This window comes from Achromobacter pestifer (assembly GCF_902859625.1).
In the GTDB taxonomy this organism is placed as follows: Bacteria; Pseudomonadota; Gammaproteobacteria; order Burkholderiales; family Burkholderiaceae_B; genus Achromobacter; species Achromobacter pestifer.
Genome location: NZ_CADIJX010000001.1, coordinates 702,464 through 717,150, shown reverse-complemented (window position 1 = coordinate 717,150; position 14,687 = coordinate 702,464). Strand labels below are relative to the sequence as shown.

15 protein-coding genes are annotated in these 14,687 nt (G+C 64.0%); 2 read left to right on the top strand and 13 right to left on the bottom strand.

The genetic code is table 11. The features are described from left to right. Nucleotides 1-38: 38 nt before the first annotated feature. The 7 genes from HV753_RS03165 to HV753_RS03135 all read right to left on the bottom strand — a co-directional run bounded on the left by HV753_RS03165 (nt 39) and on the right by HV753_RS03135 (nt 6,676). Nucleotides 39-1,037 carry a lysylphosphatidylglycerol synthase domain-containing protein gene (locus tag HV753_RS03165; RefSeq protein WP_175172956.1) on the bottom strand — a complete coding sequence of 333 codons (999 nt, stop codon included), beginning with the start codon at nt 1,035-1,037 and terminating at the stop codon, nt 39-41. Continuing rightward, the gene (gene clsB / locus HV753_RS03160; RefSeq protein WP_425485873.1) at nt 1,034-2,236 is read right to left on the bottom strand and encodes a cardiolipin synthase ClsB; all 1,203 of its coding nucleotides are present in this window, start codon (nt 2,234-2,236) and stop codon (nt 1,034-1,036) included. Before clsB ends, HV753_RS03165 begins: the two co-directional genes overlap by 4 nt. Beyond that, nucleotides 2,233-2,985 (bottom strand): endonuclease/exonuclease/phosphatase family protein, encoded by a 753-nt coding sequence (locus HV753_RS03155; protein WP_175173656.1) that lies wholly within the window; start codon nt 2,983-2,985, stop codon nt 2,233-2,235. The genes clsB and HV753_RS03155 overlap by 4 nt, the downstream gene beginning before the upstream one ends. Nucleotides 2,986-3,054: 69 nt before the next feature. After that, nucleotides 3,055-3,756, bottom strand: coding sequence for a glycosyltransferase family 2 protein (locus HV753_RS03150; RefSeq protein WP_175172955.1), 702 nt, complete (start codon nt 3,754-3,756; stop codon nt 3,055-3,057). After that, on the bottom strand, nt 3,728-4,357 hold the full coding sequence (locus tag HV753_RS03145) for a class I SAM-dependent methyltransferase (RefSeq protein WP_175172954.1): 630 nt from the start codon (nt 4,355-4,357) through the stop codon (nt 3,728-3,730). Before HV753_RS03145 ends, HV753_RS03150 begins: the two co-directional genes overlap by 29 nt. Continuing rightward, on the bottom strand, nt 4,345-5,286 hold the full coding sequence (locus HV753_RS03140) for an acyl-CoA dehydrogenase family protein (protein WP_246288133.1): 942 nt from the start codon (nt 5,284-5,286) through the stop codon (nt 4,345-4,347). Before HV753_RS03140 ends, HV753_RS03145 begins: the two co-directional genes overlap by 13 nt. Nucleotides 5,287-5,599: 313 nt before the next feature. Next, on the bottom strand, nt 5,600-6,676 hold the full coding sequence (locus tag HV753_RS03135) for an alkene reductase (protein ID WP_175172952.1): 1,077 nt from the start codon (nt 6,674-6,676) through the stop codon (nt 5,600-5,602). Between the two features lie 101 nt (nt 6,677-6,777). Here HV753_RS03135 and HV753_RS03130 point away from each other — a divergent pair, with 101 nt between their 5' ends. Then, nucleotides 6,778-7,653 (top strand): LysR family transcriptional regulator, encoded by an 876-nt coding sequence (locus HV753_RS03130; RefSeq protein WP_175172951.1) that lies wholly within the window; start codon nt 6,778-6,780, stop codon nt 7,651-7,653. A gap of 115 nt (nt 7,654-7,768) precedes the next feature. Beyond that, nucleotides 7,769-8,419, top strand: coding sequence for an imm11 family protein (locus HV753_RS03125; RefSeq protein ID WP_246288132.1), 651 nt, complete (start codon nt 7,769-7,771; stop codon nt 8,417-8,419). Nucleotides 8,420-8,530: 111 nt separating this feature from the next. On the opposite strand, the gene HV753_RS03120 is transcribed toward HV753_RS03125, so the two are convergent. The 6 genes from HV753_RS03120 to HV753_RS03095 all read right to left on the bottom strand — a co-directional run bounded on the left by HV753_RS03120 (nt 8,531) and on the right by HV753_RS03095 (nt 14,660). Next, a complete protein-coding gene (locus HV753_RS03120) occupies nt 8,531-9,301 on the bottom strand; it encodes an enoyl-CoA hydratase/isomerase family protein (protein ID WP_175172950.1) in 771 nt (256 codons plus the stop codon). Between the two features lie 10 nt (nt 9,302-9,311). Next, nucleotides 9,312-10,460: a type 2 periplasmic-binding domain-containing protein gene (locus HV753_RS03115; RefSeq protein WP_175172949.1), complete on the bottom strand. Its 1,149-nt coding sequence runs from the start codon at nt 10,458-10,460 to the stop codon at nt 9,312-9,314. Beyond that, complete coding sequence (locus HV753_RS03110) at nt 10,457-11,653, bottom strand: CaiB/BaiF CoA transferase family protein (RefSeq protein ID WP_175172948.1); 1,197 nt, start codon at nt 11,651-11,653, stop codon at nt 10,457-10,459. Before HV753_RS03110 ends, HV753_RS03115 begins: the two co-directional genes overlap by 4 nt. A gap of 30 nt (nt 11,654-11,683) precedes the next feature. Then, nucleotides 11,684-12,445, bottom strand: a complete 762-nt coding sequence (locus tag HV753_RS03105) for an SDR family NAD(P)-dependent oxidoreductase (protein ID WP_175172947.1) — start codon at nt 12,443-12,445, stop codon at nt 11,684-11,686. Then, the gene (locus HV753_RS03100) at nt 12,442-13,620 is read right to left on the bottom strand and encodes an aldose 1-epimerase family protein (protein WP_175172946.1); all 1,179 of its coding nucleotides are present in this window, start codon (nt 13,618-13,620) and stop codon (nt 12,442-12,444) included. The genes HV753_RS03105 and HV753_RS03100 overlap by 4 nt, the downstream gene beginning before the upstream one ends. Nucleotides 13,621-13,745: 125 nt before the next feature. Next, complete coding sequence (locus HV753_RS03095) at nt 13,746-14,660, bottom strand: sugar phosphate isomerase/epimerase family protein (protein ID WP_175172945.1); 915 nt, start codon at nt 14,658-14,660, stop codon at nt 13,746-13,748. Nucleotides 14,661-14,687: the final 27 nt, after the last annotated feature.

Genomic DNA, 14,687 nt, shown 5'->3' with positions numbered 1-14,687 from the left:
GACGCAGGCAAGGGGACCGGGTTCACCGGTCCCTTTTTTCATGGGGACGGGGGCGCTTGCGTGGTTGGCGCAGGAGCCCTGCGCCGCGAAAGCGCCGTGCGCGCTTCAAAGAGCGTGAAAGCCACCACCGCCAGGCAGAGAGGCCCCAGTGCATACACCGCGCGATAGGCCAGGGCGGCGCCCAGCACCTCGGCGGCAGGCAGGCTCGGCGAGAGCGCGGCCACGAAGATCGCTTCCGTCGTGCCCAAGCCCCCCGGTACTCGGGTAATCAAGGCCGCGAAGCTGGTGCAGAGCAAGATGCCCAACACCGCCAGGAACGGCGCCTTGCCCTGCAACAGTACATACATGATGCCGCCCATGATCAGCCAGGATGCCGCGGCGGTCACGCACTGCTGGATCGCCAGGCGCGTGCCGGGCAGTGCCACACGGTGCCCCATCAAGGTGGCCGAGCGCCGCTTGGCCCGGGCACACATCCATACATAGGCGAAGGCCAAGGCCAGCATCGCGACGCCTAGCAGCCGCAAGACGCCTCGTCCAATATCCCAGTCGGCGGGCACCGGGACAGCGCCGCTGGCGAAGACCGCCCCAGCCACCCACCCATAACCGACCCAGTTGGATACGGCGGAGAACAGAGCCACGCGGGTCGCCACGGATTTCCGGCAGCCAAGCCGCGCGTACAGGCGCAGCCGGGCGCCCAACCCGCCGACAAGAACACCCAGGTTCAGGTTCAAGGCGTAGCTGACGAGGGCGATGCCCATCACTTTGGTCCAGGCGACCCCATGCCGGGTGTATCGCTTGCCCAGCAAGTCCAAGGCGCCGTAGGCGGTGTAACCCGCAGCCGCCATCGCCGCCGCAAGCAGGATGGCGCTTGCAGGGATGCGGCGCATGGCCTGCCAGACCTGTGGCCAGTCCACCGAGCGGCCGAAATACACGATCAGCGCCGCCACGATGGCCAGCACGAGCCACGGCAGAATTCTTTTGATGCGGGGCCACCGATGGCGCGCGGCCCGCATCAAGGAAGAGCGGAAGATCCTCATGCCGCCTCGCCTTCACCAGGTGAGGTGGGTTTGATGGTGTGCAGGCGCGGCTTATGGGCGGGGAGGGCGCCCGCCCACGCAGGAAAGCGTCGCAGGAAGTGGAACACCACGACGCCCAGCCATAACCGGCGCAGGCGGCGCGTCGGCTTGGGGCTCATGGGAACGGCTTTGCAGTCCTCCGAAATCAGCCGTTCCAGACTTGCGCGCAACGCAGCATTCAATCCGGCGTCGCGCGCCACGACATTGGCTTCCAGGTTCAACGCCAGACTCAACGGGTCCAGATTGCTGGAGCCGACGGTCGACCAGTCGTCGTCCACGCAGGCGACCTTTCCGTGTAGCGGCCGCTTGCAGTACTCGAAAATTTCCACGCCGGCGTCGATCAGATAGTCGTAAAGCATGCTTGCGGCGAGCCTGGCGACCAGCATGTCGGGTTCTCCTTGCAGGAGCAGACGGACACGGACACCCTTGCGGGCGGCGTTGGTCAGGTCGCGCAGGAGGCGGTAGCCGGGAAAGAAGTAGGCGTTGGCGATCAGCACATCTCGCGCGGCCGACCGTACCCCGGCGCGATAATACCGCTCGATATCCGTCGTGTGGCCATAGTTGTCGCGGACGACCAGGCGCCCGCCGCCGTCCTCCTTGGGCATCGCGTTCCACCGCATTCTGTGGCGGATGCGCTTGCCGCCACGGGACAACGCCGCGCGGGCATACTCCGCGATGACGGCGGCCAAGGGGCCGTTCACGCTCAATGCATAGTCCTGCTTGGCATCGGGCCCGTAATCGGGCAGATGGTCGGCCGAAAAGTTGATGCCGCCAACGAAGGCGAGCTGCTCGTCCACCGCCACGATTTTTCGATGCATGCGGCGGAAGACGTTGGTGCGGACACCCAAAAGGCGAGGCCGGGGGTCGAATACGTGGAAACGTACCCCGCTGTTCGTCAGTGTCGAGATGAATTCATCCGTCAATTCGTCCGAGCCATAGCCGTCGACCAGCAGATCGACGCTGACACCGCGGCCGGCGGCGGCAATAAGCGCCTGTTGCAGCTCGCGGCCCACTTGGTCGTCGAACAAGATGAATGTCTCGACCAATACCTCGCGCCTTGCTGCCGCGATGGCATTGAACACGGCGGGAAAATAGGCTTCGCCATTCTCAAGCAACCGATATCGATTGCCGGGCTGCCATCCCGGGTCGATCGTTTTCATAAGAGGATCTCCGCTGAGATGGGAACATGGTCCGATAGCTTTGCCCACACCCGGGACGCCAGCGGCAACGGGCGCCAATCCCGCACATTGCGCACATAGATCCTGTCCAGCCGAAGCAACGGCCAACGGGCTGGGAATGTGCGCGCAGGCCGCCCGAGCCGCGAGGTATGAATCTCACGCACGTCGCAATCTCGTAATCCGTGATCGGCGCGCAGAAGCCAATCGTTGAAATCCCCGGCAATCACCAGGGGGGAGGCCTTCGGCACCTTCGACGCGACCAGCCGGCACAGATCCGCGAGCTGTCGTTCCCGGTGGCGTTCGAGCAATCCCAAGTGCACGCAAATGGCATGGACCGGTTCGGCGCAGTGGGGCACCCTTACCACGCAATGCAGCAGACCACGGCTTTCATGGCTGCCCACACTGACATCATGGTTCTCGTAGTGTTCGATGGGGTAGCGGGAAAGAAAGGCATTGCCGTGATGCCCCGCGGGGTAGACCGCGTTGCGGCCGTAGGCGTAATCCGTCCAGAGCGTGTCGGCCAGGAACTCATACTGAGACAATTCCGGCCAGGCGGACGGATGCCGCCTGGCATGATCCTGGTGTTCTCCCTGCACCTCTTGTAGAAATACGAAGTCCGGCGCAGCGTTGTGCAGCGCTTCGCGCAATTCGTGGAGCATGAATCGTCTGTTGAAGCTTGTAAAACCCTTGTGCGTATTTACCGTGAACACCGTAATGGGTTTTGGGGACAGATCTGGCGCGAGGGGCATGGCATCTCCGGGCATGTACCAGCACGAAGATGCGCAAGTCTTGTTCCCGGCTCAGCGGGATTCGGGCACGGGGGCATCTGCACCGGGCAGGGGAGATTGATCCGCGTTGCGCAGCGCGGTCGCAAATCCGCCTTCGACGCGCGAATAAGGTCTTGCGCTGGTCGTGACACGGGGCAGGGCCGTCCACGCGATGCTGCATCCTTCCTGCGCCAGCCTGTCCACTATGGCTTGGTCTTCGCTACAGGTTAAGGGCGGAAATCCGCCAATACGGCGATACGCCAACGCGGCAATGCCAAGGTTGGCGCCATGCACATGGCGGTGTCCATCCCTGTCTTGGTAGTGAGCGACAAAATGGCGCTGGGTCGTTTGCGCGCGGACGCCGTGCGCGGCCCAGCCCGAAACGCCTACCGTGCCGCAAACCACTTCCGCGTTCAAGGACAGTTGATCCACCAGCCAGCGCGGGGACACGATGGTGTCCGCATCGGTGAACGATAACCACCGTGCACCGGCGTTGAGCAGGTGCTGGGATCCTGCTGCGCGAGCCACGCCAACGTTGCGGGCTTGAATAGCGAGACAAGAGACAGGCCAACTCGAGACCAATTGGGCGGTGCGGTCGCGGCAGTGGTCCAGGACCACGACGATGCGCACCGGCTCGGCCAGCAACATGGGATGCCGCGCTGCCGTGGTCACCGAACGCAGGCAGGCCGCGATATAACGCTCTTCATCATGGGCCGGGATGCAGACGCCGATCATGTCCGTGCTCTCCACTCAGGGGATCCCTTCGCCAGGTATCCAGCCGGAAGTCTGCTTCTTGATGAGACACCAGCGGTGTCATGCCGGGCAGGGCAGCCATGGATTCATGCAGCGCGTCCGTTTGTTGGCGCCGGTCGCTGAAGTCGTGCCGCCAGTGGCACGCGATCAGTTCGCCGCCGGGTTGCAAGCCGTCGTGAATGCGGGCCAGAAACAATCCCAGGGCGTGATCGTCCAGGTAATAGGCTATCTCGGAGACGACCGTCAAATCGAATCCGCCCCTTGGGATATCCGGCCATTCATCGGGCAGGCTCATGGTGAGGGCGGCTACGCTGGCGCCCCGCCGTGCCGAAATATGGGCGCGGCAATGACGCACCGCGGTTGCCGAGACATCGACGGCGGTGACGTGGTTGCAACGGTCGGCCAGCAGTACGGTCATGTCCCCGTTCCCGCAACCCAATTCCAGTGCATGGCCGTATCGCTCGAGATTCATGCAGCCCATCAGCAACGCGCGCTTGCGCCGCTCGTACCAACTGCTCCGAACGTTCCACGGATCGTCCTGGGAAAGATACAGACGCTCGAAATGACGGCTTAGAGCGTCCATGCGGAGTCCTGTAGCCGCGCAACCGCAGCGCCGTGCGCGGCTTGATCGCGTTCGGCATGGCTTTGGCGGATGAATACTGGCAGGTCGGCCATGGCCTGCGCGAAAGCGGGTTCCTTGCACAAGGGGCCGGCGCCCAGGGCACGGGCGGCCCGCGAGAGAATGCTCTCGGCTGCCGCCTCGACGGCCAGTCTGGCGCGCGCCGTGGCCAGGGCACAGCTGTCGTGGGGATTGGCATCGATGGCGGCGGCGGCGTCGCGAAGTGCGGAGCGCGCCATGCAAAGGATGACGTCCGCCGCGCCTAGATGCGCCAACCGGAACGGGTCAACGGAGTCACCGGACGCGCCCGCGCGCATGCGCCTGACAATGTGTTCAAGGCTTCCATACCAGCAAGCAGCGATGCCGGCACCCCCATGCAGGAACCCCGGCCGATTCACATACTGCCCAGGTGCTCCTACCGCAGTCGCCACTGCCTGCTGGAAGGCGACACTGACCGTGGCGCTTGCCCGCATGCCGGGCGCGGTCCAATCCTCTTCCAAGATCAGCACTCCCGATTGCTGCAACGCCACGGCCGCCAACCCCGGCTGACCGTCCGCGTTCCAGCCGCTGACGAGGGCGTGGCTTGAGGTTGCGGCGCCAGAGCACCACGCCTTGATTCCCGTCACCTCGACGCGGCCGTCAGCCAACGGTGAGAAAGTCACCCGATGCGTTGGCGGTTCCGCGCACCAGACTCCCCACACGCTGCGGGGCGGCGGGTTCACGGGCGCGTCCAGCTCCGCCAATATGGCCAGCGCATCCGTGTGCCCTTCAAACAATTTGGCCAGAGACAGATCGACGCCAGCCACGTCGGCCAATGCGCGCCAACGCGCAAGGGTATTGCCGCCTCCTGGCAACGGCAAACGGTCGTATCCCGCATTCACCAGGGCTTGCATTGCCATTCCCGGCGCAAGGGGCCTATCCCCCAGCAATATGTCTTCAAGGGAGGAATGCTCGGGCAAGGTTGCAAGTAGGGGCATGTTTTATGCGCGCTGCGAAGGGGGCTCGCAACGGAACAGCAAGCGCCATGCCCAGGCGTGGGAAATCACGGCTTGAAATCGCCCGTAGGAAAGGGCGACTCGAAGCTGACGGGTGGCGGGTGCGAAAGGGCGGCTGATGATAATCGGGCGGTGGTCCAAGGGATCGCCACGCAGACCGAAGGCGCGGACACGGCCGGCGTGGTTGGCACGGTGAAGCAGGGCGGCGTTCTCAGGCGGTGGCGCTGTCGCTCAAGGAGGGATAGTCGATGTAGCCCTTGGCGCCGGGCGAGTAGAAGGTGTTCTTGTCTGGCGCATTGAGCGCCGCGCCCTGGCGGAAGCGTTCGGGCAGGTCCGGGTTGGCCAGGAAGGCTCCGCCGAACACCGTTGCGTCGGCCTTGCCGTGGCTCAGGATGGCTTCGGCCTTGGCCTGGTTCAGTCCGCTGCCGATCAGGTAGGCCCCCTTGAAGCGCGGGCGCAGCAGCGCGTGGTAATCGACGCTGGTCGGGCCGAACAGGGCCACGTGCAGATAGGCCAGGTCGAGGCCGTCCAACTGATCAACCAGATAGGTGTAGGTTTCCTGCGGCGTGGCGTCGGAGATGCTGTTGAAGTTCATCTCAGGTGAAATCTTCAGGCCGATGCGATCGCCGCCCGCTTCGTCGATCATGGCCTTGAGCACGTCCAGCACGAAGCGGGCGCGGTTGGCGACGGAGCCGCCGTATTCGTCCGTGCGCTGGTTGCTGCCCGACGACAGGAACTGCTCGGGCAGATAGCCCGAAGCGCTGTGCAACTCGACGCCGTCAAATCCGGCTTCCAGCGCTCGTCGGGTGGCGGTGCGATAGTCTTCGACAACGCCGGCGATCTCGGCTCCGGTCAATGCGTGCGGCAGGGCGTAGTCCTGCGGGCCGCTGGCGGTCCAAGACTGGCCTTGGGGGTTAATCGCCGACGGCGCCACGGGCAGCGCGCCGCCGGGCTGCATCGACGGATGCGAGATGCGTCCGCTGTGCATCAACTGCATGAAGATGCGTCCGCCCTTGGCGTGTACCGCTTCTGAGACCTGTTTCCAGGCCGCGACCTGCGCGTCGTCGATGATGCCGGGCGTACGCACGTAGCCCTTGCCGGTCGCCGAGGGGTATACGCCTTCACTGATGATCAGGCCGGCGTCGGCGCGCTGAGCATAATAAGTGGTGACCAAACCGGTCGGTACGCCGGTCGCGTCATCGGCGCGCGAGCGGGTCATGGGAGCCATGACCAGACGATTGGGCAGGGTGTAGCGTCCGATACGGACGGGCGTGAAGAGCTTGCTCATGATGATTTCCTCTGATTGACGGTAGAGAAATCATCGCGCTCTTTGAAATTGGAATAAAGATGCCAGATTGGATAACATTGCTCCATTGGTGGAGCAATGTTATGGAAGAACGTTTGAATGACATGGCCTTGTTCGTCGAGGTCGTTAAAGCCAAGGGTTTCCGGGGCGCCGCAGAGGCGATCGGGATGCCGAACTCCACGCTGTCGCGCCGAATCAGCATGTTGGAGAAGGCGATCGGCCTGCGGCTACTGCACCGCACGACACGCAAGGTCGAACTGACAGAGGCCGGCCAGATTTACTTCGAGCGCTGCAAGCGCATCGTCGATGAGGCTCGGCTCGCGCACGAGCAACTGGGGGAAATGCTGGCGCAACCCAGCGGCATGCTGCGCGTGTCCTTGACGGTGGATTTCGCGGTCACCTACTTGGCTCCGTTGATCGCCGAATTCGCCCGGGACTACCCCGGCATCACGTTCGACCTCGACTTGACCCCGCGGCGGGTCGATCTGGTCAGCGAGCCCTTCGATGTGGCGATCCGCATAGGGGAGTCCGAAAACTCACAACTGATTGCGCGGGAGTTGGCTCGGCTTTCGACCTGTCTCTACGCGGCCCCGGATTATCTTGGACGCTCAGGAGAACCCAGCGAGCCCGCTGACTTGGCCCGGCACGAATGCCTTGGCATGGCGAAAACCAATATCTGGACGCTGCACGACGGCACACGAACGACCACGATCTCGGTAGGCAGCCGATTCGTGGTCAACAACGTCGGCATGATTCGGCGCCTGGCGACGATGGGGATGGGCATCGTGTTGATGCCCGAGGAACTCGCCGCAGACGACGTCGCCAATGGACGATTGCATCGCCTGCTGCCGCAGTGGCAAGGCAGTCCCATTCCGGTCTACGCCATCACCGAGACACGGCTGCTTCCGGCGAAGACGCAGCGCTTCATCGAGTTTCTGCGCAAGCACTTGGCCGAATGAGCTACCAGTCGGAACGACGTAGCCGGTAGAATTTCTGAGCCTCCTTGAATCGGAGATTTCCTTGAAGAAGATGCCTGGCCCGCCACAGCCGCGACACATCAGGATGGAAGCCACCGTGACCGAACCCACCGCCATTGAAATTTCAGTCGGAGCCCCATCTCATGAGGGTGAATTTTTTCTAATCGACGCCAGCTTCCGGGGCAACGGCGCGGTTCCCGGCATAGAAATCGCCAACGAAGAGAAGCTGATCCATCCGGGGATGAATGTCGTCTCGCGTCCTGACGGAATGCCAAATCAGTATCCGGAGCGTCCCCACCTGGTTCATGTACCGGAGAAGGGCGGATTGCCACGCGATCTGGAAGAGCTCGCCGGCATTTGGATTGTGTCGGAGCCTTTGAAGCAGCTGTTCGAGCAGATGGACGCCGAGGCGTTTGCATTTGTGGCATGCGACTTCAGCCTTGCTGACGGGAGCCCCGGTCCTCAGTACTACCTAGGCAATGTGCTGCGCAGACTCGATGCCCTGGATGAAGCCTCCTCTCGCGTGAGGATCAAGCTCGACCACAATTATCAGACCGGCGAGGACGAGAAGCTCTATAGCCTCGTCGGCGGGGCCAGCTTGGTGTTCAAACAGGATGTTGTGGGAGATGCCCATATCTTCCGCCAGGATCGCATGGGAGCACCTCCCATCTGCGACCGCGCGATGTTTGACGCATTGAATGCGGCTAACTTTTCCGGCGTACGGTTGCGCGATGTGGCCCATATCTGAGGATGTTCTGAACAACTCGCCGTGAATTGCGCCGCAGAGCCAACCTAAGCGCAGTCAACGCTACGGGTCGGAACGACGTAGGTAAAGCGCCCCGGGGCGGCGCCGCACCCGTCAGCGCCGCTCGAACTTCGGCGCGCGCTTTTCTTCAAATGCTTTCCGGCCTTCCTTGGCGTCGGCGGTGGCGAAGCAGATCGCCTGCAGATCGCGCTCGTATTCCACGGCTTTTTCAAGCGGCATCGACAGCGCGGCGCGCAGATTGACGCGGGCCGTCTCGGCCGCGATAGGCGCGCGCGAGGCGATGGTGGCGGCAACCGCTTGCGCGCGTTCGCGCAACTGCTCCTGCGGCACCACATCGCTCACCAGGCCCCAGGCCAGCGCCTGCTCGGCGCGGATGGGATCGCCGGTCAGCACCATCAGTGCGGCGTTGCTTGGGCCGACCGCATGGACCAGCTGCGCCGTCATGCCGCCGCCGCCGATCCAACCCAGCTTGATCTCGGGCGCGCCCAGGCGCGCGTTGTCCGAGGCGATGCGGATATCGCAGGCCAACGCCATCTCCAGGCCGCCGCCGAAGGTATAGCCGTTGATCGCCGCCACCGTGGGCTTCTTCAACATGCGCACGCAGTCGCAGTAGTCGAGCCGATTGCGAAAATCCCAGGGCGTGGCGTAGCGGTCAAGCTCGGTAATGTCCGAACCGGCGCAGAAAGCCTTGGGGCCCGCGCCGGTCAGGATCACCGCGCGCACCTGCGAGTCGGTGTTGCATTGCTCCACCGCCGCGATCAGCAGGTCGGCCATCTCCGGCGTCATCGCGTTCAGCTTCTCGGGACGATTGAGTTCGATGATGGCGACATGGCCATCGATACTGAGATTGACGAGTGCGCTCACGTCGAAATCCTTAAGTTGTGGTGTGCTTTGGGGCGCTGGCCAGGCTGGCCTGGAAACGCTGAGTCAGGCCGCGCGCCAATGAGTGAGAGGATGCGCGGGCGGCGACGCCGTCACGCAGGAACTGCGAGGCCTCGATCTGGAAGGCGATGTAGCCATCGTGTCGCGGCCGGATCGAGGCGGCTTCAAGAGTGCAGGCCGTATTGGCATAGAAGTTGCCGCTCGCCGCATTCACGTTCGCATCGGCCCAACTGCCACGATGGCTTGGCTGTCCTTCGTGCTGCGGGACGAAGCGGCTTTGGGTATCGGCCGCGAGCAACCACAATAGATGCGCGCGCAACTCCGGCCCCACGATGCAGCGCCGTGATATCGCAATGCCGGTGCCGCCGAGGATCGAGCCGGGCCTGCCCGCTTCGGCCTTGGGCGCGTCGTGGAACGTGAGCGGTTTCGCCACCGCAGAGGTGGCGTAGTTCACATAGCCATAGACGAGCGGACAGAGCGCGATGTCATCGCGCGAGCTCATGTGGCCGAGCAGCGCGATCGGGTTGTAAGCCAGGGCGTGCGCGGGCGTGAGCCGCGCCAATTCGCTGAGCACATCGCACGCGGTGGAAAGCGTCGCCTCGTCGTGCCAAGCGCCATGCGGGCGCAGGTCGGTATCGGGCGCGATGGCGGCCGCGATCGACAGCAGCGACAGGAAGGGGTGTGGACCGCCCCAACTGAGCGCGACCGCGCCGCTGCGTTGGGACTGCGTCAGCACCTCGCACCAGGTGCGCGGCGCGGGGCCGTCGAGCCGATCGGCGCGCGTGGCCATGACCTGCGTGGCGGCGTCCAGCGGCAGCGCCCATTGGCGATCGGCCATGCGATAGCTGTCGTACGACAGCCCGATGCTATCTCGCGCGATCCGCGCCAGCTCGTTGGGCGCGAACACGGTGTCAAGCGCTTGCAGGCAATCATGCGCCAGGGCCTCGCCCAGATGGGGGTGATCCAGCACCACCAGGTCATAGCGGGCGCAGAGTTCGGCGATGGGCGCCGATTCGAAGCCTTCGAGCGACTGCTTGTCCCAGTGCACCAGCGGCGTCTGTGCGGTGGCGGCGTGCAGGGCATTGAAGCCGCGTGGATGGTCCCAGGTAAGGCCGCGGTAGGGAAGGGCGGGCTCGCTCATTCCGAGACTCCACGCAGCACCGCGCCCGAGGCCGCATGGGCGGCGATCTCTTCGGCGCTGAAGCCAAAATCGCGCAGCACTTCGTCGGTGTGTTGGCCGGTAAGCGGTGCGCCGCGCACCACCTGGCTCGGCGTCTTGGAAAAGCGGATCGGAAAACCCGGGGTCTTGATCTTGCCTTCGGTCGGATGCTCATACTCAACGAAGGTACCGTTGTGCGCGATCTGCGGATCGTCGACCAGATCGGCGTATCCATAGACGGGACTGCACCAGATGCCGGCGGCATCGAGCTTGGCGAACCAGTCGGCCGTCGAGGCCTTTGCGAGTGTGTCGCGCACGAGCGCATAGATTTCGTCGCGCTTTTCCCAACCGTCGCGCTCGCCTGTGTACTCCGCCAGGCGCGGCTCTTCGGTCACGCGCGCCAGCACTTTCATGTCGGGCATGGCAAGCGCCAGATAGCCGTCGCTCGTCGCGAAGGTGCCATAGGGTGCGCGGATGTACACGTGGGCATGCGGCTCGGCACTGCGCACCTGCGGCTTGTGCCCCACGGTGTAGACCGAGAGCTCCTGCATCTGGATCGTGGTGATCGCATCCAGCATGTTGACCTCGACCTTCTGGCCTTCGCCGGTACGTTCGCGGTGCAGCAGCGCGGCCAGCACGCCTTCGAAGGCGCAATACGCGGTGACGGCGTCGACCACATACTGGCCTGCCGCGCGTGGCGCTTCGCCCGCACGGCCCGATGACAGCATTGCGCCCGACATCGCCTGCAACAACAGGTCCTGACCTGGGCGCGTGACATAGGGGCCGTCTTCGCCGAAGCCTGACATCGATACGTAGATAAGGCGCGGGTTCAGCGCCGACAGGGTCTCGTAGTCCACACCCAGACGGCCGGCGACACCGGGACGGTAGTTCTGGATAAACACATCGGCCTGCGCCGCGAGCTTTTGGATGATCTCCTTGCCGCCGGCACTCTTCAAATCGATCGCGAGCGAACGTTTGTTGCGGTTCAGCGAGAGAAAGGACACGTTGATCTTGTTGCCCGTGATGCCGCCGGCCGGCGCGTGCCGCTGCCATTCGCCGGTGGGCGGCTCGATCTTGATCACGTCGGCGCCCAGATCGCCCAGGCGCTGCGCCGCGAAAGGCCCCGCCATGGCGATGGAGCAGTCCAGAACCTTGTAGCCAGAAAGAATACTCATGCTTCTACCCTTTGCGTGCGCCGATGCGCCTCAATGCATGACCCAGCCGCCGTCAACCGCCAGCGTCTGTCCGGAAATGAAACCCGCCTCGTCCGAAGCAAGGAAAATGATGGCTGCGGCGATGTCGCCTGCGTGGCCGCGGCGCTTGACCGACTGGCGTTCGAGCACCATGCGGTTGTAGCCCTCGGGATCGGGATGGATCTTCTCGGCGTCGGTGGGGAACGCGCCCGGCGAGATGGCGTTGACCGTGATGCCCCACTTGCCGAACTCGCGGGCGAATGCGCGCGTGGCGCCCACCATCGCGCCCTTGGATTGCACATAGGGCAGCAGGTTTTCCCAGCCGCCGGACAGCGTGATCGACGAGATGTTGATCACGCGGCCCCATTGCTGCTCGCGCATGCCGGGCAGCGCCGCGCGGACGATCTGAATAGCCGCCTCCACGTTCACGCGGTGCACGCGCGCCAGCTCTGCGTCGCTGTATTCCTCGAACGGGCGCGAGGGGTAGATCGCCGCGTTGTTGATGACCACATCGATCGGGCCCTCGGCCGTCAGCTGCTCAAGGTGCGATTGCAGTGCGCTGGTTTCGGCGAGATCGGCCTGCAGAATGTGAAGCTGGCCGGAGAACCGCGCCGGCACGGTGCTGCGCAAGCGATCGATATGCCCGGCGTGGTTGTCGAGCGCGATGACGCTTGCGCCCGATTCCAGCAGCGCAAACGTGGTGTCCACCCCGAAGCCGCCCGCCGCGCCCGTGAACAGCACGCGACGGCCTTGCAATGAGAAGCGCGCGCTCATGTGCGCCCCGCGATGGGCGCGAAGCGCCCCGACAACGGCGGATAATCGGCCTCGGGCTGCACCGCGATCGCGCGGATGCGTGCTTCGCATGCCTCGATATCGGCGGGCGAGGCCAGCACGCTGAACGTGGTGTCGTAGCGGCGCTCCTCCCCATGCTCGAGCCAGATCAGCTCGTTGCGCTCACGCGCCGCGCCCTGGCCCAGCACATGGTTGGTCGAGGGCTCGATGCCCATCGCATACTGGCCCGATTGCAGGTTCTGCCATTGATACTGGCAAGGGAATTGATGCTTGAAGGTGCTGACCTGCATGCCCAGGGCCAGCTTATCGTTTACCAGGGCCACCGGGACGCTGCCGTCGGCGGCAGCGGCCATCTCGTGCTGCCACACCTGCTCATGAAAGCCCAGCTGCGGCGCCGGCATGCGGCGGTAGCCCACGCCCTGCTTGCGGTAGGTTGGTTCGTGTGCGGCCCACACCACATCGCGAATCGGCGCCAGATAGCGCGAGTCGGCGTCCAGCACCGGATAGCCCAGGTTGATGTGATAGCAGAGCATGTGGGGCGTGCGGTAGAAGCCGCGATTCACCACGCGATCCGACAGTTTGATGTCATTGGTGCCCACCTCGATCTCGATGCGGCGGTGCAGCTCCAGGTGCTCGCCGAACACGGTGCCCTGGCTTACGACGCCCTCTGCCCACAGCACGCAGCGATCCCCATCCCAGCGTTCGCCGTAGCCGGTCAGGCGAGCCGGAATGGTGCCGACGCGGCCATGGATGGACTGTTTTGCGGTCTTGCGCGGGCCGTACACATAGTTGTCGGCCGGTGCGTCGTACATGAACAGAATGTGGTCCAGTCCGCAGGTGATCATGAGGCCAGAGAAGGAGCGCATCCAGCCCAGTCCGCCTTCGCCTTCATAGTCATGCAGGCCGGGATGGCGAAAGCCCGACGGCGACTGCCAGCCCATGGCGAAGCCGCGGTATTCGCAATCGGCAATGTCCATCGCGCGATCCACCAGCACCGTAAAGCGCAGGCCCGTGCCGCTGCGGAACTCCAGCATGCGGATACCGCGCTCCAGCCCGTCGTCCAGCGTCATCAGGCGTACGCCGGCAAACTGCGCAAGCTGTCCGGTGCGCGCCTCCACGTCGCGGCGCGTCATCCAGGTTCCGTAAATGTCAGGCATGAGTTCTCCCTGGCAAAGGCGCGAGCGCGCGTTTGCCGGTGTCGGTGTTGATAGTCGTGTTCGCAGGCGTGCCGCGGGCCTGAGGGAAGGGTGCCTCGCGGTGCGCCTGTGTTGCGGGTGGCGGCCTACAGGCCGTTCGCGCGCAGCCGCTCGTCCAGGAATCGCTTGGCGCGCGGCACGTCGTCTTCGGTCAAGTGCTCGATGATGATGGGAATGTTGGGGTGCTTCTTCGCCAGGCGTTGCAGATAGAGGTCGTAATTGAGCGCGCCCAGGCCCGGCGCCGGCAGCTCGATCTCGCCCACGCCACGGAAGGTATGGCTTTCTGCCGCGCCCTCGTCACCAATGTCGCTGTGCTTTTCCGACTTGTCATCGCCCGAACGCTTCACGTCCTTGGCATGCGCAATGCAGATCTTGTCGGAGAGCGCGTCGAACACCTGATTGAGCGTGCGGTCCATCTGGTCGATGTTGTGCGCTTCAAAGTAGTTCGTCGGGTCCATCAAGAGGCCAAGGCCAGGGTGATCCACCTCGGCGAACATGCGCAGCGTTTCCTCGACTGATCCCACCACGTTGTTCACGTAGGTCTCGAGCAGGAAAACCGCGCCATGGTCATAGGCATGTTGCGACAGCTCCGCGATCATCGCGCGGCACTGGTCCCAGCCTTCCTCGGTCTTGTTCTTGGGGTGGTGCACCCAGTCGCTGTCGGTAGCGAACGTGCCGGTTTCCGAGATCACGTAAGGCGAACCCAACTGGCGCGCGTGCGTGAGGATCTCTTTGAGATAGCCATTGCGGCGTTGACGCTCGGCGGCGTCGGGATGAACGATATTGGTATAGGCCGAGATGCAGGACACAGGCAGGTTGTAGTTGCGGAAGGTGTCGCGGATCTGTGTGCATTTCTGCGCGGTCAGCTGTCCCGGGCCGAGCTCCATGTCCTTGAAATGCAAGTCCAGCTGCACGGTGTTGAAGCCGTGCGAGCGGATCACCTTGGCGGTGCGCTCAAGTTCATAGGGAAAGTAGCCCGAGAAGATTCCGGTCTGGATCATGATGGTTGTCTCCGTCTGTTTTTTCTG

Excerpts from the sequence above, each read along its gene's own strand:
- HV753_RS03165 (WP_175172956.1), bottom strand. The coding sequence starts at position 1,037 with ATGAGGATCTTCCGCTCTTCCTTGATGCGGGCCGCGCGCCATCGGTGG.
- clsB (WP_425485873.1), bottom strand. The coding sequence starts at position 2,236 with ATGAAAACGATCGACCCGGGATGGCAGCCCGGCAATCGATATCGGTTG.
- HV753_RS03150 (WP_175172955.1), bottom strand. The coding sequence starts at position 3,756 with ATGATCGGCGTCTGCATCCCGGCCCATGATGAAGAGCGTTATATCGCG.
- HV753_RS03145 (WP_175172954.1), bottom strand. The coding sequence starts at position 4,357 with ATGGACGCTCTAAGCCGTCATTTCGAGCGTCTGTATCTTTCCCAGGAC.
- HV753_RS03140 (WP_246288133.1), bottom strand. The coding sequence starts at position 5,286 with ATGCAAGCCCTGGTGAATGCGGGATACGACCGTTTGCCGTTGCCAGGA.
- HV753_RS03135 (WP_175172952.1), bottom strand. The coding sequence starts at position 6,676 with ATGAGCAAGCTCTTCACGCCCGTCCGTATCGGACGCTACACCCTGCCC.
- HV753_RS03130 (WP_175172951.1), top strand. The coding sequence starts at position 6,778 with ATGGAAGAACGTTTGAATGACATGGCCTTGTTCGTCGAGGTCGTTAAA.
- HV753_RS03115 (WP_175172949.1), bottom strand. The coding sequence starts at position 10,460 with ATGAGCGAGCCCGCCCTTCCCTACCGCGGCCTTACCTGGGACCATCCA.
- HV753_RS03110 (WP_175172948.1), bottom strand. The coding sequence starts at position 11,653 with ATGAGTATTCTTTCTGGCTACAAGGTTCTGGACTGCTCCATCGCCATG.
- HV753_RS03105 (WP_175172947.1), bottom strand. The coding sequence starts at position 12,445 with ATGAGCGCGCGCTTCTCATTGCAAGGCCGTCGCGTGCTGTTCACGGGC.
- HV753_RS03100 (WP_175172946.1), bottom strand. The coding sequence starts at position 13,620 with ATGCCTGACATTTACGGAACCTGGATGACGCGCCGCGACGTGGAGGCG.
- HV753_RS03095 (WP_175172945.1), bottom strand. The coding sequence starts at position 14,660 with ATGATCCAGACCGGAATCTTCTCGGGCTACTTTCCCTATGAACTTGAG.